The sequence below is a fragment of the Mycolicibacterium neoaurum genome (assembly GCF_036946495.1).
Lineage (GTDB): Bacteria > Actinomycetota > Actinomycetes > Mycobacteriales > Mycobacteriaceae > Mycobacterium > Mycobacterium neoaurum_B.
Genome location: NZ_JAQIIX010000001.1, coordinates 401,515 through 424,771, shown reverse-complemented (window position 1 = coordinate 424,771; position 23,257 = coordinate 401,515). Strand labels below are relative to the sequence as shown.

The 23,257-nt window shown below is 62.6% G+C and carries 14 protein-coding genes and 1 pseudogene; 3 read left to right on the top strand and 12 right to left on the bottom strand.

Going from position 1 to position 23,257, the window contains the following annotated elements; translation table 11 throughout:
• Nucleotide 1: 1 nt before the first annotated feature.
• Nucleotides 2–2,800 carry a DUF1156 domain-containing protein gene (locus tag PGN27_RS01860; RefSeq protein WP_335324560.1) on the bottom strand — a complete coding sequence of 933 codons (2,799 nt, stop codon included), beginning with the start codon at nucleotides 2,798–2,800 and terminating at the stop codon, nucleotides 2–4.
• 137 nt (nucleotides 2,801–2,937) lie between these two features.
• Between PGN27_RS01860 and PGN27_RS01855 the strand changes: the two genes are divergently transcribed.
• Entirely contained in the window at nucleotides 2,938–3,897 is a 960-nt protein-coding gene (locus tag PGN27_RS01855) for a DUF6615 family protein (RefSeq protein WP_335324559.1), read from the top strand.
• Here the strand turns inward: PGN27_RS01855 and PGN27_RS01850 are convergent.
• Nucleotides 3,885–7,295, bottom strand: a complete 3,411-nt coding sequence (locus tag PGN27_RS01850; protein ID WP_335324558.1) for a helicase-related protein — start codon at nucleotides 7,293–7,295, stop codon at nucleotides 3,885–3,887. The genes PGN27_RS01855 and PGN27_RS01850 overlap by 13 nt on opposite strands.
• Before the next feature lie 126 nt (nucleotides 7,296–7,421).
• Here PGN27_RS01850 and PGN27_RS01845 point away from each other — a divergent pair, with 126 nt between their 5' ends.
• Nucleotides 7,422–10,901: a DEAD/DEAH box helicase gene (locus tag PGN27_RS01845; RefSeq protein ID WP_335324557.1), complete on the top strand. Its 3,480-nt coding sequence runs from the start codon at nucleotides 7,422–7,424 to the stop codon at nucleotides 10,899–10,901.
• Between the two features lie 13 nt (nucleotides 10,902–10,914).
• On the opposite strand, the gene PGN27_RS01840 is transcribed toward PGN27_RS01845, so the two are convergent.
• The 8 genes from PGN27_RS01840 to PGN27_RS01805 all read right to left on the bottom strand — a co-directional run bounded on the left by PGN27_RS01840 (nucleotide 10,915) and on the right by PGN27_RS01805 (nucleotide 20,894).
• The gene (locus tag PGN27_RS01840) at nucleotides 10,915–11,229 is read right to left on the bottom strand and encodes a hypothetical protein (RefSeq protein WP_335324556.1); all 315 of its coding nucleotides are present in this window, start codon (nucleotides 11,227–11,229) and stop codon (nucleotides 10,915–10,917) included.
• Nucleotides 11,230–11,248: 19 nt separating this feature from the next.
• A complete protein-coding gene (locus tag PGN27_RS01835) occupies nucleotides 11,249–12,139 on the bottom strand; it encodes a TniQ family protein (protein ID WP_335324555.1) in 891 nt (296 codons plus the stop codon).
• A gap of 9 nt (nucleotides 12,140–12,148) precedes the next feature.
• The gene (locus PGN27_RS01830; protein WP_335324554.1) at nucleotides 12,149–13,180 is read right to left on the bottom strand and encodes a TniB family NTP-binding protein; all 1,032 of its coding nucleotides are present in this window, start codon (nucleotides 13,178–13,180) and stop codon (nucleotides 12,149–12,151) included.
• Nucleotides 13,181–13,187: 7 nt separating this feature from the next.
• Nucleotides 13,188–15,251 (bottom strand): Mu transposase C-terminal domain-containing protein, encoded by a 2,064-nt coding sequence (locus tag PGN27_RS01825; RefSeq protein WP_335324553.1) that lies wholly within the window; start codon nucleotides 15,249–15,251, stop codon nucleotides 13,188–13,190.
• Nucleotides 15,248–16,000, bottom strand: coding sequence for a TnsA-like heteromeric transposase endonuclease subunit (locus PGN27_RS01820; protein ID WP_335324552.1), 753 nt, complete (start codon nucleotides 15,998–16,000; stop codon nucleotides 15,248–15,250). The genes PGN27_RS01825 and PGN27_RS01820 overlap by 4 nt, the downstream gene beginning before the upstream one ends.
• 137 nt (nucleotides 16,001–16,137) lie before the next feature.
• Nucleotides 16,138–17,283, bottom strand: a complete 1,146-nt coding sequence (locus tag PGN27_RS01815; RefSeq protein WP_335324551.1) for a hypothetical protein — start codon at nucleotides 17,281–17,283, stop codon at nucleotides 16,138–16,140.
• A gap of 1,276 nt (nucleotides 17,284–18,559) precedes the next feature.
• Nucleotides 18,560–19,333 carry an HAD-IIA family hydrolase gene (locus PGN27_RS01810; RefSeq protein WP_335324550.1) on the bottom strand — a complete coding sequence of 258 codons (774 nt, stop codon included), beginning with the start codon at nucleotides 19,331–19,333 and terminating at the stop codon, nucleotides 18,560–18,562.
• A gap of 115 nt (nucleotides 19,334–19,448) precedes the next feature.
• Entirely contained in the window at nucleotides 19,449–20,894 is a 1,446-nt protein-coding gene (locus PGN27_RS01805; RefSeq protein WP_335324549.1) for an alpha/beta hydrolase-fold protein, read from the bottom strand.
• A gap of 320 nt (nucleotides 20,895–21,214) precedes the next feature.
• On the opposite strand from PGN27_RS01805, the pseudogene PGN27_RS01800 reads away from it, so the two are divergent.
• Nucleotides 21,215–21,492, top strand: a pseudogene (locus PGN27_RS01800) (hypothetical protein).
• Nucleotides 21,493–21,576: 84 nt separating this feature from the next.
• Here the strand turns inward: PGN27_RS01800 and PGN27_RS01795 are convergent.
• Complete coding sequence (locus PGN27_RS01795; protein ID WP_335324548.1) at nucleotides 21,577–22,344, bottom strand: ABC transporter permease; 768 nt, start codon at nucleotides 22,342–22,344, stop codon at nucleotides 21,577–21,579.
• Between the two features lie 73 nt (nucleotides 22,345–22,417).
• Nucleotides 22,418–23,143: a TIGR03620 family F420-dependent LLM class oxidoreductase gene (locus PGN27_RS01790; RefSeq protein ID WP_335325194.1), complete on the bottom strand. Its 726-nt coding sequence runs from the start codon at nucleotides 23,141–23,143 to the stop codon at nucleotides 22,418–22,420.
• Between the last annotated feature and the right edge of the window lie 114 nt (nucleotides 23,144–23,257).

Below are 23,257 nucleotides of genomic sequence, written 5' to 3'. Positions count from 1 at the left end.
GTCAGTCCTCCTCAGTGAAGTCGAATGCACTCTGCGAGCTCCCCGCCGGTGCATCGGACCTGGCGACGTCGTGAATCTCCGGCCAGCTAGTAACCAAGGTGTTGAAGTTCAGCGCATCTTTGGTCCAGCCGTTGGCCTCGGCGATTCGGAACAGCAAATGCGCAAGCTCCTTGACAAGATCGGCGTCGATGGCTCCGTCGGGGCGTCTCAACGCGGTGCGCAGGAACTCCCCGGCGGGCGTGACGCCTTCGCCTTCCATGACCCTGATGAGGTGGTGCAGGGCTTCCCAATTGCTGGCGTGCAGGTCAGTGAGCATGTCGTAGTCCGCGCTCAAATCCGACGGCTTGATCAGCTGGACTTTCCCCGCCCGGCTAGTGAGGATGCCGCCGCGGTCCATCGTGTCGACAGTGGTGTTGCGGGCATTGGCGAGGTTGTTAGCGTCACCGAAAGTTCCTGTGTTGTATCCGTGTTGGCGGTACCAGGCGATCGCAAATCGCGTCGTCGAGTCGAAATCGCCTTCTTGTTCGTTGAGCACTTGGTCGAGGATCTCGTTGATCCGGGCCAACGCAGAACGCACCGACATCTTCGACCCGTCGGGTTCCAGCACTGCCGAATAGCGGGAGAACACGGCCATACCCGGCCCTATGGCTGCCTGCGGCAGATCAACCGGTGCGATCGCGCCGTGCTGGAGTTCTTTCAGTGCCGAAGGAAGCTCGGCTTTGAGGGTCTCGACGAACTGGCGGCGATCTGTCGGCGTGGCATCCTGCGGCCGCGGGCGGAGGGCTAGGACGATCGATGACGCTAGAGCGTTGGTACCCACGCTGATCATCCGACCACCTCGCTCACTTCGCAACGGCCAGGTTGCGGTGACTTCCCACCCGGATCGGATCATCCCTTCCAACAGAGTTTCCCAGCCTGTAGACGCTTCACCAGTTTCCGTTGTTTCGGACTGCTTAAATGCGTAATAGACAGTGATCGGGAAATCCGGTAGCGCCGACTCGCGTGCTTGCCGGAAGACCTCCCGGAACCCGTCTTCGAAAAACTCCCGCGCACCATCCTTCCCACCGTGCCGGTAGGGATTGGCGACGAGTTCTTCAGCCTTTGGTACCAGCATGGTGCTCAGCAGCTCCGGATGAATAGTCCGCAGGGATCGGCGAAGCCACACGTAGAAATAGTCGGATAAATCTGAGTAGCCGATGTTGTCGTAATAGGGCGGGTCGGTTGATACCAGGACATCGTTCCTTGGTCTCGAAGCAGCATCGCTCTGGACCGCTATTCCAGCCGACGACGCCGCAGGAACCGTGTCGAGCGCTCTGCCGATACCGCGCAGCATGAACCAGAAGTTTCCTGACGCCGCGCTCAGCGGATTTGCTTCAGCGAAGTCCCATGTCATGGGAATTGCTTGGCGAGCGAACGTGTTTCGGATTCCTTCGTTCTTTGGATCCGGCATCCATGTCGAAATGGATGATCCATAGTCGGCCAAACGGCTCACGGCAAAACCCAAGTAGGTTGCAATCGCATCGGCGTATGCCGCAGCTCCGGTGCCGCCGACTTCAAGGCGATCGCCTTCGGCCATGCCGGCGGCGAGGGCGTCGGCCAGCACTTCTCTACGGGCTTCGGCGACAAGGTCGCTAAACGTAGTAAGGGCCGTCAGTTGCCGCGCCGTAAAGAGATCAGCGAACGTGGTCACGCCGAAACCCGGTGGTGAGAACCAACGGGGATTCGTTGCAATATCACCGCCCGGCGCGTCAGTGGGGCGCTCAATCTCGGACGCCGCCTCATGTTCGCGTGTGGGTTCAACGTAGATACGGGTGCGGTTGCCTTCGGCCACGGTGGCTATGAGCTGTTCACCCATCCGTCCGGCCCGTCCCTCAGCGCGGACGTAGTTGAGTTCTGTGGCAGATCGACACCCGATGCAGATGGCGCCGGTGCGGCCCACGGTTCCGTCGGTGTCCTTGCCGGGAGCTCGTTTTGGGTCATGCCCGATGGTGAAGCGAACTTCGCCTTCGACGACGGACGGCAACACGTAAGCCTCTTTGCCCTTCTTCTTTCCTAGCCACCAGGAGCGCACCAGCGGCATGGCGATGCCGCAGGCGGGGTTGGGGCAGGTGACGGTGCGTGCCCAGATCCATGCGATCACGGTCGCCTGCGAGCCGTCGGACAAGGTGGCCATGGGGTAGAGGTGTCCAATGCGCCTCTCGGCTTCGTCGCGCATCCATTGGCCGTAGCGGCGGACGTCCTCAGCCAGTCCGGTTGCGGCCGGCCACGGATGGGCGAGTTGGTCCTTGGCGACGTCCGGGGATACCGGCGCGTTGCCAGCAAACCTAGGCGGAATCTCGATTAGCGCCTTGTTTATCAGCACTGCAACGGGATTCAGGTCCGATGCGTGTGCCTCCAGCCCGAGTCGCTGTGCCTCCAGCGGAATGGTTCCACCGCCGGCGAAGGGGTCGAGGATCGGCGGTGGATTGCCGCCGGTGGATTTGAGGATCTCGGCGTGGGCTTCAGCGAACAGCTTCTCGTCGCGAATATTCTCCCAGACGACGAGCCGCTCGATAAGCTTGTGTAGCCGTTCGCGCTCCTTGCGTTGCAACTCCTCAGTCGGGAACTCCTCGAGATTCGACGACGGGTCGTCGACGAGCTGCGCGAACAGCACCGCACGGGCCGCAGCGAGGGGGCGTCGGGCCCACCACAGGTGCAGCGTGGAGGGATGACCGTGCCGAATCGACTTCTCACGGGCCGACTCTCGGTTGATCACCTCGAGAGGAAGTGCCACCTCGATCAACTTGCGCTTCTGAACCACAATGACCCTTCTGCCCAGCTCTCGGGCATGACCACGCGGCGCCGCGGCGCCACTGCCTGCTGAAACCCATCGAAATTGCGTGACGACACCCGGCTCATCCCACAGACTCGACCTATCGCATATGCGAGTATTCGGCCGTGGCGACGGTGGAGGCGGCGTTCAGGCGGGCGCGAGAGCATTCCGTGCAGCACATGGCGGCCTGTGAGCGAGCGTTTCTGCGGTGGGGTGAAACGGCTGTCACCGAGATCGTGATCTCCCGCTCCGCTACAGCCGTCAGCGTGGTTCCGTTCACTCAGCCCGCAGAGGCCACCAGTGGCGCCGACTGGATCTGGTGGTGGGTGGACGCCGACTCCGCTTACGGGATGCTTGTGCAGGCAAAGCGTCTGAACGTCCACCGAGGCAAATGGCGATTCGACTTCGGATACGGCAGCTCCGCGGGCAGTCAGCAGTCGAGTCTGAGGGCGACAGCGGCGAATCTGGATCTGGTACCGGTGTGCGCGTTGTACCTGGGTACGGGCGACTACCGGAACTGGGAGCGGTGTTCCGACGATCACCGAGTGAGGCGCTGTCCGTCGTGTGTGAAACGCTCTGTTTCCCTGATGCCGGCTCTGCTGGCCGACCCGGTGATCGTCAACGATTCCGCGACCACGTACGAACGTTCGGTTGCACTCGAAGAAATGTGGCTGCCTGGCCCGAGCAGTCCTTTGTTCATACCCGGGTTGAGTCGACAGCTCGATCCTGAACTCGTCAACTTTCTGCTGACGCCTCAGCGAGGTGTCCGGGCAGTGGCGAAGTCGACGATCGACCGGATCCTGAGGGTGCGTGCGGGGCAGTTCAGCGCAGATTCGCCAGTTGTACCGAGCACGATGCACGACGGTAGCCATGACCGCCTTGGACCCGTCTTCCCGGACCTGCCCTCTGACACCGGCCACTTTGGTGTTCCCTACTTCAAGCACGTGCTCGGCCCTCTGCGTCGCGTTCCACCCGATTACGTCCTCGAAATCGAGTCGCGGGAGTTCGGCGTCGGTGAAGTGTCGTCGAACATGCCCGGCGATGTGGCAGGGGTTGTCGTTGTGCGGTTGCCTCAAAATGGCTGAGTCCCCTTCGCCCACATCTTCGCCCAATCGCCGCGGATGCCGGTCGAGTGAAAATCACCCAGATCCGTTGATGCGAAGGGGTTGTCGAGGTAGCGAACCTCATCATGGTCCGACCCTCGCGGATCAACCCTGACCAATGCCAGCCGGTATCGCGGGACCGCGTTCTTGCCGACCATCACCTCGTTGTGGGTGACGAAGAAGTCCTTGGCTCCGTCTAGCCTGGCTTTGACCTCGATACGGTAGGTGTCGCCCCCTGAGTCCGACGATAGGATGTCGAATCCTTTGTTATTGAAAGGCTGTTCGACTGGTATGCGGCCAAGTGCTCGTTCCGTCGACATCACTAGATCAACACCACGGCGTTCGACCTCTTTGGTTTCCTTGGCGTGGATTGGCGCCGACGCGGGAAGTTCACCGTCAACCATCGCTACGGGCAGTACGAGTGCCGCGGTGACGATGCGCGGTGGCTTGGTCGACATCAGTGATTGCTTGTCGAGCAGTTCAAGCCGGTTGCGTAGGCGCGCGTCGAGCTCGACTGCCTTGCGGTTGAGGCTCTCGGCGGACTCCTTCGGCTTTTCGCCGGCCTGCTCCTTTTCGGCGGCCACAGCAGCGTCGAGAAGCATCCGATCGCGTTCACCTTCAAGGCGTTTCACCACTAGATCGCGACACTTCGCGAGCTCTGCGGCACGACGCGGTTGCACCTCGGATAGGTATTCAGGGAGTTGGGTCGTGATGATCCAGCTGTTGGCGCGGTCTTCGGCGTCGGCCAGCCAGGGGAGTTGGCGCGCGGTGGCGACGGCTGGTGTGTCGGGTGCGGCGACGCAATCGAGATAGGGTGCCGGACCCGCAGGCGTAACGGTGCCGAGGCTGTCGACGTAGGCGTAGCCGAAACGTCGGGACACCGCAGCACCGGTGGCATCGGCGACCTCTTCGACAACGCCGACGAGCAGGTGAGGCTCCTCCAGCGTCGCTGACACCAGCACGGTGCCGCTGTTGAGGGTGCCGCCAAAGTGTCGTATCGCTTCGTCCATCACTGCGTCGTGCAGCGGGTGTCCCGGTGCGAGCAGGTCGGCGCGTGCCCGCTCTTCGGAGTGCACATGTTCAAGGTCGAAGGTGACGCGGTCATACTTTGTCGCGATCGGCTGGTACTTGCTGGCTCTGATTTGTGCCGGCACGTTGGCGATTTCGTAGCGGCCTCGCTCGCGTTTGGCGATGCGGCCACCGAGTCGGGTGAACGCTGCCTTGAATGCCAGCTCGATGTAGTGCGGCTGGAGTCGGCGTGCGCGGGCCTCGTCCATGGCGGCGCGGAGCTTGGCGAGGTCGGCGTCGGCGAGATGGTCCGAAGCGAGTGCTCGTTCGTCGAGCAGTTCTTTGAGCCCGTCGGACACTTTGTGGTCGATGACTTCGTGCATCTTGGCGCGAACTTCGGGAAGTTCGCCGTACCGGATCGCGTCCAGAAGCAGTTCCCGCAGGGGAGTTTCCGAGAATGCTTCGCCGAGGACGTCGAAGACTTTGCCGCCGTAAGCTTTCCGCTGTTCCTCAATCTTGGCAAGCAGCCGGACAAAGACGTCACCTTCGCGGGTATTGCTGGCGACGATGTTCCAGAGGCGGCAGACTTCCTCTTGGCCGATGCGGTGGATACGGCCGAAGCGCTGCTCGATCCGGTTGGGGTTCCACGGCAGGTCGTAGTTGACCATGAGGTGGGCAGCTTGCAGGTTGAGGCCCTCGCCGGCGGCATCGGTGGCCAGTAGGATCTGGCAGTCCCTGTTCTTGGTGAATTCCTCGGTGATCATGCGGCGCTCTCTGCGGCGCACTCCGCCGTGGATCGCCTGCACGGCGTTGGGCTTGCCGATTAGCGTCCGGATGCGACCGGCCAGGTAGTCGAGGGTGTCGCGGTGCTCAGTGAAGATGATCAGTTTGCGCGGCCAGCCGTTCGCGTCGACGGTCAGCGCCTCGTCCTGGAGGATGTGGCTGAGCTCGGTCCACTTGCGGTCGGTGCCGGAATCGCGAACTTGCTTGGCGACCGTCGTCAGCTCGGCTAGTTCGAGCAGTTCGGCATCAAGTTCTTCGACTGTCTGCGCGGCGGTGGCGGCGTCGAGGAGCTCCTCTTCGAGTTCCTCGATCTGCTCGGAGCTGTAGTCATCGGCGTCGAGTCCTTCGACATCGACGGTCGGCTCCCTGTCGGTGTAGGTGCCGTTGAGGATTTCGAGCTTCTTGCGCTCGAGCCGTTCAGTGCGGCGCACGAGGCTCTTGTAGATGGCTTCGGGGCTCGATGCCAGGCGGCGCTGCAGCACGGTCAGGGCGAAGCCGACGGTGTTCTTGCGTTTGCCGCCCACCCGGTCGGCACGATTCATGCCCTCGCGGACGTAGGCGGTCACCTGTTCGTAGAGCGAGTACTCCAGTTCGGTGAGTTCGTAGGGCACGGTCTCGGCGCGGCGCTCCGGAAAGAGCTTCTTCCCGTCGAAGGTCAGCAGGTCTTCTTTGACCATGCGGCGCATGATGCCGTCAGTGTTGGCGGTCTTGGTGTGCTTACCTTCGAAGCGGTCGCGGTCCAGCAGGGTGAGGAAGAGCTGGAAGTCCTCTTCCTTGCCGGAGTGAGGAGTGGCGGTCATCAGCAACAGGTGGCGGGTGATGCGGCCGAGCATCTCCCCGAGCAGGAAGCGCTTTGTCTTCTCCAGCTTGCCCCCGAAGTAGTGGGCGCCCATCCGGTGGGCTTCGTCGACGATGATCAGGTCCCACTCGGTCTCCTTGAGTTGGGCCTGCAGCTCCTCATTGCGCGACAGCTGATCCATCCGCGCGATCAGCAGTGGGTTGCTTTCGAAGACGTTGAGGTTGACGTTGGCGTCGATGAGCTGGTTGGTCAGTAGGTCGAACCGCAGCCCGAACTTGAAGAACAGTTCGTCCTGCCACTGCTCGACCAACCCGCCGGGGGCGACGATCAAGCATTGGCGCACGTCGTCGCGCAGCAGCAGCTCTTTGATGTACAGGCCGGCCATGATGGTCTTGCCGGCGCCGGGGTCGTCGGCGAGCAGAAATCTCAGTGGAGTTCGGGGAAGAAGCTCGCCGTAGACGGCCCTGATCTGATGGGGGAGCGGCCTGACGTCGCTGGTGGCCACGGCCAACATCGGGTCGAACAACCCGGCCAGGGTAATCCGTTGGGCCTCGGCGACCATCTTGAAGTCGGTGGCGTTGGCATCGAACGCCCGGCTGCCGGTCTGGGCGACGGTGAGGTTGTCCTGATCCTTGCGGAACACCACCTGCTGGCCGAGCGCACCGTCGTTGGTCTTGTAGGTCAGCTCCAGAGCGTCGGTGCCGTGCCACTGGGCAAAGATCACCGTGATCACCTGGGCTGGAATCAAGCCGTCGATGCGCAGGCCAGGCTTCAACTCTTCCAGCAGCACTTCTTGTCCTCCCCTGTAGACAGCTGAACGACGCTAGTCCACCCCTCCGACAATATCCGGGGTAGTCCGCGAATCGTCGCTAGGTCCGCTAATCTCCCGCAGGAAGCAAGTCGATCAACGGGGACCATGAGCAGCGACGCACAGCCGTCAACAGCGGCGATTGGTGATGAAGTACGAGGCTGGGTAGATGCGGCCAAGGCGGTGGCAGCTGCACGCCATGAGATTGCTGGCACGGCCGGCACCCAATCCGCCGCGCTACGAGCACGCACCGCGAAGGCGCTGCGCAACAACCGCTACCTCTGGCACGTCATCCCGCTACGCGCCGACGATCTGCCGCTTGTCCACGCCATGGCCAGGGCATCCTGCCTCCCGTCAATTCATCCGGACTTCCAGCGAGAACTTGACCGGCTCACCACCGAAGTCGCCGCGGCCACGGAGGACCTGAGGAAGGTCACGGGGTTCGGCCGCCTGCTGCTGTTCGGCGGAACCCGAGACAAAGCAAATCAAGCGGCGCAATTCCTCACCGACTACAGACGGTGGTTCCTGACTAGTGGTGTTGGACAGGCGATCGACCAGGCCAAGCCGGTCGATAATCCCCGGATCCGCGCCCTCACTGTCCGCGACATCCTGACCGACTGGGTGGGCTTCAAACAGCAGCTACCCGACCACGGCCAAACTGCCGAGCTGGTCGACTCGACGACCTTCGCGATCCTCCCGAACGCCACCGCCGTCATCCACCGTGCGGCTACCGAAGAGTCCAAGCTGCGCAAAGCTGCGGTCGACGCCGGTAACGCCGTCCGCGCCAAAGAGACCGATCGCATGCTGGCCGACATGTCAGTGGAACGGCTTCGCGAAGCCACCCGCGACAAGATCCGCGTCGGCGCTCTCACCGACAACGGCATCACCACTGTCCTCGAGGTCTTGGTGAACGAAGCAATCCTCGAGCACTTCGACGGCATTGGGCAGACGTCTGCAACCCGCATCCGCGGAGCCGCCCGGACACTGCGGCAGAACACCTACGACGAGATGCCGATGCGCATCGACATCAAGAATCGCACCCCGGAGCACACCGAGTTCCTTCGCCACCTGCGCGCGTGGGATGCGGCACGCCGGGCATCCGCGTCGACGGCCGACATGGCAATTGTCGAAGAGTTGGCGCCTGTCGCGGCCGCGATCGACAACACGGTCACCCACGCCATCATCATCCCCACCGCCTTGTCGACTGTCGCGGACTTCCGGGACGCCGTTCAGATCGTGGCCCGGGCAGCCCGAGCGATCGCCGACGCCCGAGACGCTGCGACAACCGGCGACCCCTGGGAAGACTTCCTCACCCGTCCCGCGGACTACTTCGCGCTCCTCGCTGAACTCGGATTCATCACTGAGGACGACGAGAAAACTCACGGTGACCTGCCTACCGAAATCATCGAAGCAGTACGTGATTTCGAGTTGAAGGGCGACTACCTCACTGCATCGCTACGCGGCTACCAGAGCTTTGCGGCACGTTTCGCACTGGTCCAGCGCAAGGTCATCATTGGAGACGAGATGGGCCTGGGCAAGACCGTCGAGGCTATCGCCACGCTGGCGCACCTGCGAGCAAAGGGTGACAACAACTTCCTGGTCGTGTGCCCCGCCGCCGTGGTGACCAACTGGGTTCGCGAGGTCAGCGCGAAGTCGAATCTGCCCGTACACCGTCTGCACGGCCCCGACCGGCAATGGGCGGCGAAGAACTGGCAACGCAACGGCGGCGTGGGCGTCACGACCTTCGATACGCTGCGATGGCTCAACGATGAGGTGTCGGTTCCGGCGCTCAGTTGCGTGGTCGTCGACGAAGCGCACTACATCAAGAATCCCGACGCCCTTCGCACGCAACGAACCGCACAGCTCATCGACTCGTGTGAACGGGCGATTCTGCTCACCGGCACGCCACTGGAGAATCGACTCGACGAGTTCCGCAACCTCGTCGGTTACCTCCGCCCGGACCTCGTGTTGGATGCGAACGAATTCGCGCCTAAGAAGTTTCGCCACCAGGTAGCGCCGGCATACCTACGCCGCAACCAAGAAGATGTCCTCACCGAGCTTCCCGAACTGGTGGAGGTCGATGAGTGGATGCCGATGTCAGGAGACGACGCCGCGGCGTACCGCTCCGCCGTGCAGCAGCGCAACTTCATGGCGATGCGCCAGGCCACGATGAAGCAGGGAATCAAATCGACCAAGATGCAACGCCTGGTCGAGATCGTTCAAGAGGCAGAGGCCAGCGGCCGCCGCATCGTCGTCTTTTCGCACTTCCTCGATATCTTGAGCGACGTTGCACGGCATATGCCGGGCCGGGTCTTTGGACCACTGACCGGCTCGGTCGCCGCCAGCCAACGCCAGGTAATGGTCGACGACTTCTCAGCTGCCAACAAGGGCGCCGTGCTGGTGGCCCAAATCGTTGCTGGCGGAGTGGGTCTCAACATCCAGGCGGCTTCGGTCGTTGTGATCTGCGAACCGCAGCTCAAACCAACCACCGAGTGGCAAGCTATCGCACGCGCGCATCGCATGGGCCAGCTCGAATCCGTTCAAGTCCACCGACTTCTGTCCGACGAAGGAGTCGACCAGAGGCTTCGTGAGATTCTGGCCACCAAGAAGGAACTCTTCGAAAGCTTTGCCCGCGAAAGCGAAACCGCAGCAAGCGCCCCGGAAGCCTACGACGTCACCGAGGCCGAGCTCGCACGCGACATCATCGCTGCCGAACGCGAGCGACTTTTCGGTCAATCGGTGAAGACCGCGCCCTCGACAGCGCCAGGTGAGCCACCGAAGACGTCGCCCCCGACTGAGAAGCCCACCGTATCTCGACCGGCAACGACCACGACAGAATCCGTCAGACCGATTGCGCCAGCGACTCGGCACCGCGTTGTGAGACCTGCACCGCCAGTGCAGAATTCGACCCGGTCAGAGAGCCTCCAGGACCGACCGCGTCGCGTGGTTCCAGAACGCCTTCAATCACCGGTTCCGATCAGCGATGCGCGGCCGCAGACCTCCAGCTCTGCACCTCCCGCGCTGCGGGCGTATCCCGTCTTCTCTGAGCCTTTATCGCCGATCTCCCAAACACCGGCCGACCGCATCATCGAGAATATCGTTCGCATCGTGGGTGCGGAAGGTCCTCTGACTGGGTGGCGGCTGCACCAGGTCTACCGAAAGTGCGCGACGGGCCGAGAGTCTCACGATGAGTTCTCGCGTCTGCTCAATCGGGCTATTTCAGCTGCAGACCGGCAGCAGCGCATCGTCTCGGAAAACCCATTGAACCAGTCCGGCAACAAACCACGGACTTTCAGACTGCGGAACCAGTCATCAACCGTCGCACGTGAACTCGGCCCGAGGACCATCGATATTGTGCCTCCGAGGGAGGTGCAGCAGTACTGCCGCACCGTGTCCGCCGGCCAATCGCTATCGGCTGGCGAACTTGTGGAACGGGTGGGCAGGCTGCTCCGCAACGAGCACGTCATAAGCGAGCTTCAGAAAGCGGTGCTCGCGGCCCAGCGCATAGATCAGAAGTCCGCTGGCACACGCTCAGGTGACGCGGTGTGTCCGTCGTGCTTTACGATCCATGCCGGCGAGTGCGCTTGACTACCTTGAAATCTCAGCGCGCCAGCACTGTCGCCCAATGCTCGGCTTGTTCGGCGGCGTCGAGCAGTATTCGAGCCAGCGCTCGTGATTGCTCCGCGGACAGCGGACCATTACCAGCGATGTCAAGGTAGATCTCGACGAAGTCATGCGAGCTGAGTTCTCCGGTGGGGTGTTGAATGGCGGACAGGTGTACGCCGACGTCGTAACCCTCGACGCTTTCCTCGTCGGTGTAGACGATCCTGTATAGCTCGTCGCCATCCAGCTGCCAGTCGGTGCATCCTGCTGCGCCGTGGGGCAGCGCAGGTCCAACCTGATCGACTGTCGTCATCATCATCCCTCGTGTTCTTTTAACTGCCCCTGCGCTCAAGCTTCTTGACATCCGCTGCCGCCAATTGGCGCAGCCTCCATTCGTAGATCGGATCCGCGGCACGGTAGGGTGCGTCGCCATCCAGGACGAGTTCAAAAAGGTCGAGCATGGCCTTGCCGCGTCTTGCTCTGTCTTTCGCGAGCAGCCGCCTGCGCCACGCCGAGTCGCTGAGCACGGTGGCCAGCCGAATGATCTCGGGATACATGGCTGCGTTGCGGCTCGCACTGCCCGCGCCTCGTTGGGCTTCATCGGGTTGGATTTCGGAGAGTCGGAATCCGATCGCTTCCAGCGGTCGCCAGTAGTTCCACTGCTCCACGATGTCGTAGGCGTCGGTGACAGATTGCAGAATCGCGGGCCGGCCGTGTTGATGGATGAGACGTTGATGCCGCCGGTGTGCAAGCAGAATATCGGCACGTGAGGCGCCAACGATTTTGACGATCGGGCGGGTTGGGTCGGCACGAAAGGCCGTGCCGTTGAGCCATATGCTGTGGTTGACGCACACCACGTTGTCGTGGGTGGACCAGACGCGCGGGAAAGAAATTCGTTGCCCGTGCCTGGACGCGCACAATGGACATCCGGGCCCGACCGATTCCACTTCGTGTTGCAGCAACTCAGGATAGGCGTCGATATCGCCCGCAATTCGTAGTTCGGGCAGCGCGAAGGCGAGGGCTCGATCGCTCATCGACACGCTGGTGGCGAGAGCAGCTCTTATCGTTGGTCCTCGGCGGGTTAGAAGTGCTTCCAGGCGAGCACGGCTGATGCCGTTCGCCTTCGCCAGACGGGCGAGGTATTCGGCAAGGACTTCGTTGGGCAGCGGTCTCACCGGGCGGGGAAGTGTTGGGTTGCCGATGCTGGAGGTGAGCGTTGTCATGATCGTGACCTACCCGGCCTTGGGGGCGATCGGGTGGCTGGTTGCGGACTCCGCTGCGTGGTCGATAATGGCTGCGTCGAGTGCCTCCCGTGTGATCGCATCGTCTCCGCTGAGGATGGCCGTGATCGCGGAGACCCGGATGAGATGACTCAGACTGCTGATCGACCCACCCGTTCGTTGGTGTAGGTATTTCGAGTTGCGAGTCAAAGTGCCCTCTCGGTGCCTGTAGAGGCGCAATGCTGATTCCATTGATGCAACAAGTGATTTCCATTCGTCGTTGAATGGAAAGTTGCCCGTCTTGATCAGAACGGACCGACCCGAGATTTGCCGGCCGCGGACTCCGGTGAACAGCCCGGAGCGCTCCACGTTGATGCCCGCGTAGACGAATGTGGCGGGCATGTGCTCGCTGAAGTACTTCAGATGATCGGACATGTCCTCGCCGGCGGCACTGGCAAGGTTCAGGTTGTGGATCTCGTCGACAATGACGAGCTCGGTCCGGGCCTCGGTGAGCACGTGGCACACGGCATCGGCGATGTCTGTGGTGTTGTGACGTTGCCGCGTAGGAAGTCCGAGGAAGTTGGCGAACTCTGAAGCGAGCTTGCGGGGCGAGCCTTTCGGCGGTGTCGTGATGTAGACAACAGGTATCCGGTCCTGGCCGGGGTACCGGCGGCGTACGTTCTGCTCGTGGATCTTTCCGAGCAACTTGATGGTGGTGGTCTTCCCACTCGCCCACGGCCCTGACACGATCATGGATCGGCGGGCGCCGCATTCACGTTGATTGAGCAGAGTCAGCAGCCGGCCCTGGCGGGTGATGTGGCGGACCGTTGAAGTCTCGATGATGACCAACTCCGAATGGTAGGCCATGCGTCGGTCATCGAAGGCGAGCTTCTCCGCACCGGTGAGCGTGCTGTAGTAATCGTGATCGGGTAGGTCAAATACTGCGGGTTTGGCATCGACGAATCTGCGCCAACCATCAAGCGTTACTGACGGCAGCTGACGGGGGTCGAGGTCGGGCTCGGCCGCCTGCTCATCGACAGTCATCTTCGAATCACCATGTGTCGGATTCCTTCTCGGCGTCGAATACGGGTAGTGGGATGACGTCGGCGATATCGTCGTCTTCCTCCGGGCACAACTGAGCCGTAGGCTGGTTCGCTGCTGGCGGCACTGTGGGTGGTAGTGCCGCCGCCGCCCGCGTCCGGGCGATGGCCCGGCGGTCCTTTGCGGTGCGGCGACGCCGAGTCGGCGGCTCGGGTGCCACGGACGCACGTCCCAAGAGGTCCTCGACTGCGGCCGTGATCGCCTCTTGCGAGGTTCGTCGCTCTCCTCGACTTGTCTCGAGTTGACGTGCATGCTCCCACAGTGACGACCCAAACGGCTGCGGTGCGGTGTGGAGCTGCGTCCAGCAGGCCATCAGGAAACCCTCGCCGTGGTGGTTGCGAACCCAGATGCGACTGACGTCGTAGGGGTCGTAGTGGACCTGCCACTGCGTGCCCTTGCCGGGTACCCCGGAGATCTCACCCCGCGCAGCGTCCAAGTCGTCGCTGTCGTAGGTCCGGTAGTCGATGGTGATGCCCGCGGCTGTCACCGTCCGGTACAGGCTGGGTAGGAGTGCGATGTATTGGTCGGAGGTCAATGGCGCGGGGATGTATCCGCTGACGGCGAGCATGGACGCGTACTTCTCGTTCGGGGTCAGCTTTCGTTGCGGGTTCAAGGGGTCCCGCAGTCCATCGTGGGGTCTGTTCTGCCAGGCGACGACGATCCATTCGTCCAGCAGATCCTGAAGCTCTTGCAGCGAGAAAACTGCATTCTGCTCGGCGTTCTTCCCTCGGTTCTCGACCGAGGATCCGAGGTAGCCTGTGACGTATTGTGCGAAAAGGGTTTTGACCGATCCCAGGGTGCGTTCCACGATCGGCTTATCGGTGGGCTCATCCTTGTGTGCTGGCTGCATGCTGATCCCGAGCGATCGGCATGCAGAGCGGAAAGTGCTCGACAGATAGACGGCGCCATTGTCGTACACGATGTTCTCGGGAACGATGACGGGGCGGGCAGCAGCGTGCTCAAGTCTGTCATCGACAGGCCGCATTGCGTGGTAGGGCAGGACCGAGTTCGACATTCGGACGGCATCGATCCACCCTGGCCGCATCGGTTCCGGCGTCATCGATTTCGCGACAAGAAGGGATGCGTCTACTGCCTTCGTTGTAGGTCGGAGAACCGCCGCAACGATTGTGCGCGTCGCAGCGTCGACGAGGCCCGTCAGCTCCACCCTGCCCCTCACCGACTCATCGAGCCGGATGCCGACATCGAACGGCGTGGTGTCGATCTGCATCCACTCACCGGGACGGCTCGCGACGACCTTACCGAACACGCCCTCCGGCTGATGGCACTTCGTCTGCCGGGTTCGAGCGGATCCAGTTGCGTGCCGCGCCTGGGGGAGCTGCTTCATCAGCCGATGAAACGTGCTGTGAGAAGGTAGTTTCACTCCGTCGCCGAACTTATCGACCACGCGCCGGTCCACATGCCATTTCAAGGCGATCTCTGTGCGCGTCGACTGCAGTTCGTTCTCGTTCAGCACCTCCAACAGCACGCCCACGTAGCGACTATCGACCCGCCGGGTTGGCGAGCGCCTGCGGTGAAGACGGCCGTCAACCAGCCCGGCAACGCCGGATCGTTCGTAACGACGACGGAGTTCTTGAAGGTACTTCAGGCCCAATGGGGTTCCAGCGGCATCAAGTTCGGAGCATTTGTTGCGTTCTCGCTGGCCGAGTGCTGTCGATCGAATGTCGTATCCGTTGCGCGGAGTGGTCTGCGGCGGTGAGCCGACTGGTATCCCGTCGACCACTTCGGAGATGTGGTGCTCGAGCCAGAGGACGCGCTCCTGGACCCGCCTCGGCAGCGCGGAGAAGTAGTCGGGTGGGATTGGGCGGCGACGAACGCTGGGGGATAGGACGTCGAATGAACTGTCCGCGAACAAGTCCGCAATCTTGACTGCTGCCAGCTGACCGTCCTCGCGACGTAGCTTCGCTATCATTCCGTCGATCGCCACCAGCTCGCAGAACTTGCCGTCGTAGCGACAAAAGTCGCCGATGGCGATTTTGGCGGGCTCAGCAGTCATCGTGTGGCCAACCGGATCAGCGTATGTTCACCGATCGGCGCCGAGTCGACATCGACGTCGATCTCGTGTGTCCAGAGCAGGTGATAGAGAGTGGGTAGTACCAATATCGGTTCGCCCGCCGCGAGGGCGGCTGCGCCGATTGTCTTCGGGTTGTGGGCCAGTAGCGAGGTCAGGTTGGTAACGACGTCCTGCCGTCGATTTCGCGGGTTCCGGTAGCCGGCGAGCCAACGCAAGTTCGCGGCTCGGATCGGAGGCTGATCTCCAACACGGCGGTAGGTCCACCCAGTACGCATGCACAGCGCAATGGTCGATTCGAATGCCTCGCGTGCGTCACCGTCCACGAGTCGGTCTGGTCGAACATCCACGACGACGCCGTCGCCGGATCTCGTTCGGAGGAACACATCAGGTGTGTGCCGCCGCTGTTTGCCTGCGGCCGAAACGAAGCGAAAAGCGAAGGGCTGTACTGATATTCCAATGATATCTGGATCGAAGTCGGCCGCGATCAGAAAATCACGTTCAACCCACGATTCGAATGAGATGTGCGACTCTGTGGCCGAGCACCACCACTCGCCGGTGAAGTTCTTCTGACCCTTGTACGTCGAGGCTTTGCGGACCGGCGCACATTTCTCGAACTGTACCGACCACAGCTCGTCGACCGGAATTTGAGCGACAGGTTCACCCTCAGCGGGCCGATAGTCAATCAGCTCGCTGTTTCGAATCTGCGCCGCCGCGCGCCCATGGGTGGGCACGTCTCTGATCGTATGGCCGAGATCGGCGAACTACTCGTCCGACACGCCTGAATCGCCCGATATGGAGAGCCGCATCCAAATGACCGGCGATGCCCATCCACTGTCATGCTCCGCTGCCGCGGTGGCCGTCACCGGGCTCAGTCGGCGTTCTCCGCGAACCGATAAAGCGGAGCCAGTACCTCTACGGCGTCTGCCACACCGTCGGGATAGTTGCGAGCTCGCTTGGGGTCTGGACGGGGGCCAACCGACTGTGCCTCGTATAGCGACACTGCAGCCTCAGTCATGCGAATTGCGTTTCCAAAGGAGTCGAGAGTGATCGCCAGCAGTGGCGTGTCGTCGAGTTCTTCGTCGTTGAGCACGTATCCCATCAGCCACTTGAATCCGTGAACGAACCCCGAGCCCAGTGAGTAGAAGCTCTTGGCGCTACGTGGGTGCATCACGGCGTCCAACTCGGCGTCAGCCTTGCGTGGCAGTTGCTCGTCCATCCAAATCTCCGCGCCTTCAACCAATTTGAGCGGTCCGCCACTTGGCCCAGTTATATGCTCGGCGGATAACGCCGCGATCTTGGCCTGCCGAGCAGCCACCCGTTCGCGCCGCTTCTCAAAGTTGGTCAGATCGACTTCCGCCAGTGGGTCTGTTCGTGCTGCCAGAGCCTCAGCCTCAAGCCTCTCGAACTCTTCTTGCCGGCCACGCTCAGCCTTGAGGAATCCGTAGCAGCGGCGAATTCGTTCTTCCGTGTCCGTCTCGGAAATCAGCCAGATGGTCTTGGCCGACGATTCCATCGCAATACGGCACAGCGCCGCCGTTGCCGACGTTCGGATTTGCCCCTGTGTGAGTGCCAGCGCAATGACCTCGGCCGCCGCCGCGAGATTTTCGCACGCGTTCATGGTCGGATAGAGCGCCGTGGAGCTAACCAGATTCGTTTCATCCTCGAGTGTGACTGCCACATCGTCGAATGCGAGGCGGCTCTCGCGATGGATCGGATTGGGCCGCAGACCCCACGACAGAAGATCTTTCGCTCGCTTGGCGCGTTCACCGATGAGCCCAAGAAACATCGCTCGCATGAGCCCGTGCGCGCCGTCCGGGTACGCAGCCTTGAGCTTGTCCCAATCCACCTCCGAGAAGTCAGGCCGCGAGGCGGGGCCGCCTGGAGCGGCCGGCGATGGCATTTTGATGCCGAAGGCCTCCGGACCGGGATCGGTCTCGGGAACCGTATGACGACGTTGCTTCTCGCGCTCTTGCCGGCGCCGCTTCGCCGCCATACGGTCACCACGCTTGGCCATCTGCCCGTCCTTCACCTATTCCGCCGCACAACAAGCCCTCACAATAGGTCTCGGCTCCGACAAGGCCACCGGCTAATACGACCCAAACCGTCACAGTGACTAAACGCGAGGGTGGCGGTGGATGTCATCATTGACAACGTGGTTAGACGCGTCAGCCTGATCCTGAGGGACGCCGACGAAGCGGTGATATCCCCATACCTCAGTCAGGATTCGCCCGCGGCGGAAGCTCTGCGACGATGGACCAGGCAGCAAGGGTGGGTCCCAGCCGAAATTCCAACGGAAGCCGACGTGCTTCGTGCGCTGCTCAGGGCCGGGGCAGACGCACTGCATGAACAAGCCCTTGATGTTGGCTATGCCCAACTGGCCTCGGACTTTGATGATCTCTCTGCTGATGCGGATAGGCGTGCCGCCCGGGACCGCCCTGCGCAAAGGATCCAAGACAGCAATGAGGGTGGAGCGTAACCGCCATACGAGGGCCTAATGGAGAAGCCCGAACCGACTAATACGTCACAGTGACGAATTAGTCGGGTCCCGCGGCCGCAGCGATCGAGGACGGTGCGGGGCGGACCGCGGGCGAAAGCTGATCACGCCATCGGCGCGGAAGCGTCACGAGATGCGACATCCAGTAGGCGAAGGAGTGGAAAGGATCATGCGCTGGTCCTCGAACGATTGAAAAAGTCAGAGATCAACTGCAAAACGACAGGGGCAGACGCACTGCATGAACAAGCCCTTGATGTTGGCTATGCCCAACTGGCCTCGGACTTTGATGATCTCTCTGCTGATGCGGATAGGCGTGCCGCCCGGGACCGCCCTGCGCAAAGGATCCAAGACAGCAATGAGGGTGGAGCGTAACCGCCATACGAGGGCCTAATGGAGAAGCCCGAACCGACTAATACGTCACAGTGACGAATTAGTCGGGTCCCGCGGCCGCAGCGATCGAGGACGGTGCGGGGCGGACCGCGGGCGAAAGCTGATCACGCCATCGGCGCGGAAGCGTCACGAGATGCGACATCCAGTAGGCGAAGGAGTGGAAAGGATCATGCGCTGGTCCTCGAACGATTGAAAAAGTCAGAGATCAACTGCAAAACGACAGATGCGCGGCGGCGAAGGCAGGTGGGCCGTACCGCTTGTATGCAGTAGCAATATCATTTCGCCGATAATCCACATTATGTCAACTTAAGCGTTCCGTATCGCGCAGCGACCCAACCTGCTCTCACTCGTCGCGCAAGGCCCGAGGAATGCCCACCAGTAACCCACCGCGACCGCGGACGTCGCGTCAGACGAGTTCGATCACGTCGGCGATGGATTCGAAGACCCGGCTGGGCCGGAACGGATAGCGTTCGATCTCCTCGCGCGTCGTCGAGCCGGTGAGCACCAGGATCGTCTCCAGCCCGGCCTCGATGCCCGCAACCACGTCGGTATCCATCCGGTCGCCGATCATCACGGTGCCTTCCGAATGGGCGTCGATACGGTTCATCGCGCTGCGGAACATCATCGGATTCGGCTTGCCTACGAAGTAGGGCTCTCGGCCGGTCGCCTTGGTGATGAGGGCGGCGACCGAGCCGGTGGCAGGCAGCGGACCCTCCGCCGACGGACCGCTCACATCGGGGTTGGTGGCGATGAAACGCGCCCCGCCGAGAATCAAGCGGATTGCCTTGGTGATGGCCTCGAACGAGTAGGTCCGCGTCTCCCCCAGCACGACGAAATCCGGACCGACGTCGGTCAACGTGTAGCCCACATGGTGCAGCGCCGTGGTCAGGCCGGCCTCGCCGATCACATAGGCCGAACCGCCGGGCAGCTGGTCATGCAGGAAGGCCGCCGTCGCAAGGGCCGAGGTCCAGATCGACTCCTCGGGCACGACCAGGCCCGACCGCGCCAACCGGGCCGCCAGGTCACGTGGTGTGAAGATCGAGTTGTTGGTGAGTACCAGGAAAGGCCGCTGCCGCTCGCTGAGCGCCTGGAGGAACTCCGCGGCCCCTGGCAGGGCGTGCTCCTCCCGGACCAAGACGCCATCCATGTCGGTCAGCCAACACTGTGGTGTGGTGCTCATGCGTCCAGTCTTGCAGTTGTTGCCGACGCTTCACATGGAAGTCGCCGACCAAAGGCGCCCGCTGGTTTTGGCGGACCCGAGTTGAGGTGCTGCTACTCCTCCATGATGCAAGAGTTCACGCGTGCGAGCCCTCGACGTCGTGCGCGGTGGGCGTGATCCGCTGGACCAGCCAGGGCAATGCGTCGGCGAATGCTGTGGACGCAAACTGCCACGAGTGGAAGCCGACGGTTTTGTGCACGCTACAGGTGATATCAACTTTCTGGGCTGCATCGCAGAGGAGGTCGGCGGCGGCCTCGGCTTCGGGACCCTGTGGCCCCATCTCGTCGCGGCCGCCGAGACCCTCACCGCCCGAATGATGTCCGCCCGACCGGAAGTCCTTCATCACCGACTCGGCGTTGGCCGGTTTTATGGTGGCCGCGAAGTACCCCGAAACGCCGCTGTAGGGGCCATGTTTGGCCATCACGGTCCGGGGGTCGAAGGCATCGTAGGCGGACCTGTCCCCGCCGTAGAGCCGCTGGACGGTCTGCGCCTCGGTGCCCGACACCGGACCCGCGTCACCACCGATGTCGACGAACGCCGAGAAGAGGTCCGGGTGCATGACGGTCAGATCGACAGCGCACGTCCCGCCCATCGACCACCCGACCACTCCCCAATTCGCGGCGGCCGCCGACGCCCCGAATGTCGAGATGACATAAGGCCGGACGTCCTCGGTCAGATGATTTGCCGAGTTACCGCGCGGACCGTTGACACACTCGGTGTCGTTGTTGAAGCTGCCGCCGGTGTCGACGAACACGAAGATGGGAAGCTGCCCGCCGTGTGCGGCGCCGTAGCCTTCCGCCGTGGGCACGAAGTTGCCACTGCGTATCCAGTCGGCGGGGGTGTTGAACTCGCCGCCGATCATCATCACCACCGGCAGGGCCGGCGGTGTATCGCCGGCGAACCACGCCGGCGGCAGATAGACGTATTCGCTTCGGTGTTTGAATCCACTGGCAGCGTCGGAGATGTCAACCTCGACCAGCTTGCCGGTGGTGGGTGCGGTGTTGCGCAGCGCCGGCAGATCCGAGGCCGCTACCTCGTTGGGCAGCGGGCCCGCGGTCAGGGCTCCCCACGCGGACTGTAGTGAAGGGTAGTAGCCCACCCACTGGTTGAGGGCCAGCGCCGAGGTCAGCAGCGTCAGCGGGACCGCCAGCACCGAGATGATCCGTCGCCACCAGCGTGCACTGCGCCAGCCGAGCACACCAACCGCCGCGGCCAGCCCGAAGACCGCGATCCACACCCACAGTGCGAACGGCGCTGGATCCGAAGCCAGGCCCTCGTCGTTCATGTAACTGCGGGCCGCCAATGCCACCAGCACGCCCACCGCGGCGGACACCGGAAGCCATACCAACCGCCACCGCCTTGTCCGCCACCCGATGGCCAGGATCAGTACCACGATGACTGCGATCTCGATGGTCAGAGGCAACCAACCCTCCAGCAGCGAGATGCCGTTCCTCGTCGCCAGTAGATCTTTGGGGAGCTCGACGGGGCTAGGCGCCGGAGTCGGCGTTGGAGAGGGCGGCACTTGTCCATGCTTCCCGGCGATCCTGTGCGGTCCGCAGGTCTCGGCTGTGAACATCGTATGGAACCGGTCGCGCCTCCTCCCCTGGTGCAACTCGACCGGTCCACCCCGCCGCACCGTCCGAGCAATAGTCTGCGTACGAGCTAGGGAAGAAAAGTTACAGAATTCGTTGCAGCAGAGCGACCCGACACCACACCTGAGTGCTGATCGGCGCCAAACACCTGATCCAAGAATGCGACCTGCACGCCATCAGCCAGGAGATCCGCGACTTCGAACACAACCCGCCTCAGGCCCCCAGTACACCACCACGACCTAGGAATCCCATGACCACGCTGCAAGAAGCAGTCAAACTCGCAGAAGCCGACCGCGGACTCGCCGTCGTCTCAACACTACGAGCCGATGCCTCCACGCCGAGATCGCCGGGCCCGATGACCCTCGCACGTGGTTGGACGCCGAACGATCACGACTCCTGCTTCGCGAGATCTTCATCGCCGCCGGCGGTAGCCACGACAACTGGGGCGATTACGACCACACAATGCTCACCGAACGCCGAGCTGCCATCTTCTTCCGGCCCACCCGCATCTGTGCCGTAGGCCCATAGTCCGTGCGCCAATCCACACGAGGCGACTACGCGGACCGTCATTTTCGCCAGACATACTTGAAAGGCGCAGTTCGACGGTCAACACTACCGGGCCTGATCGGGCGCCGGTCCCGAGCGCGTGATCGATCCGCGGGCGACGAGTTCACCCACCACTGCCACCCCGCAGACCTGCGCCAGCAGTAGGGCAATCACTACGAGGACTTGGACTGCGCCGGCTTGGGCAGCGGACCCCGTTGCCAGCAAGACGCCGACGAAGGCGCCCGGAAGGGTGACCAATCCAGCGGTCCGCGCCTGGTCGAGATTGGGGATGAGCGCATCCGAGAGGGGGCGTTGGATCACCATCATCCTCGAGAAGCGTTCCGAGAGGCCAAGGCTGAGAGCAGCCTCTACCTCGCCATGGCGCTCCCCCAACGTGTCCAGCGCCCGTCGGGCCGCAACAGCCGATGCGGTCATGGTGCCGCCCAGCACGATGCCGAAGACCGGAACCAGGGCGACACCGGCGAGTGGGACGATCCCGGTCAGCAGTAATAGTGGAATGACGGTGACCATTCCGGCTGCCAGGGCGGCAGCCAACCACCCCGCTCCATGCCGCGCCTGGCTGCGGCGCGCCGCGGTGAACGAAGCGACGGTGAACATCACCGCAAGCACCACGAGCGATGACCACAGCTGCTGCAGTGCGACCGTCAGGACGGTGGACACGGCGGCCAACTGCGCTGCGGCCCGCAGCGCTGCAATAGGCGCGGCCCAGGGCGACCCATGCAAGACCACGCGATTCACCGCGGCAGCCAGTAAAGCCATCAGCACGCAGACGGCGACGAGTGTCGGGGTCAGCAGCGGTTCGTGGAGGCTCACCTAGTCAAGTGTGCATCCGGTGACGACCGGGCCCATCCCCCCAGTGGCGACCCGAAACCCGAGTCGAAGTGTCCTACTGAGCCGGTCGGTGCTCGGCCAGCGTACGGAAAGCCTGCATCGGTGAGGCGGTCAGATCCGCGGCGAGGACCTGGATACCCACGTGGTCCGCCCCCGCCGAGAAGTGTTTGTCGAGCTCGGCGTAGATGGCCTCCGGTGAACCGTGCGCAACGAGAGCATCGATGAGTGCGTCGCTGCCGGGACGGTCGATATCGGCTTGGGTGAACCCGTGCCGTAGCAGGTCGTTGGTGTAATTACGCAGGCCGAGATAGGGGTCGTCTACCAGCGACCGGCCGATCGTCCGAGCCTCATCGGGGTCCTGACACAGCACCACCTTGTGCTCTGGTGCGAGAAAGGCGCTGCTGCCCAGCAGTTCTCGCGCGCAGCGGGTATGCGCAGGCACAGTGAGATAGGGATGTGCGCCTAGTGTCTTCTCGCCGGACAGCGTGAGTGTGTTCCTGCCCAGGGCGGCGATGATGATCGCCTCGGCCGGCACGCCGCATTCCAGGAGCGTATCGACAAATGTGGTCATCCGCGCGAGAGGCCGTTCGTAGTTGTCCCAGCCCTCGGGGTGGCCGAGACCGATGCCCAGCAACAACCGGAGCCCGTAACGGTCCACGATCCGGTGGTAGTGATCGGCGATACTGCGGGAGTCGTCGTCCCACATGTTGATGATCGCTGTCTTGGTCTCGGCGATCATCTGTACGAGCAGAGCCAGGTCACCCATGGGGCCCGCGCCGATTCCTACCCAGATCGTCTGATAGCCGAGTTCTTCGAGCTCTGCGGCGTACTCGATCCGGGGGTATCACCGAGCGCTGGATTGAGCCAAGCGCCGTACTTGCCGAACTGTTCGTAC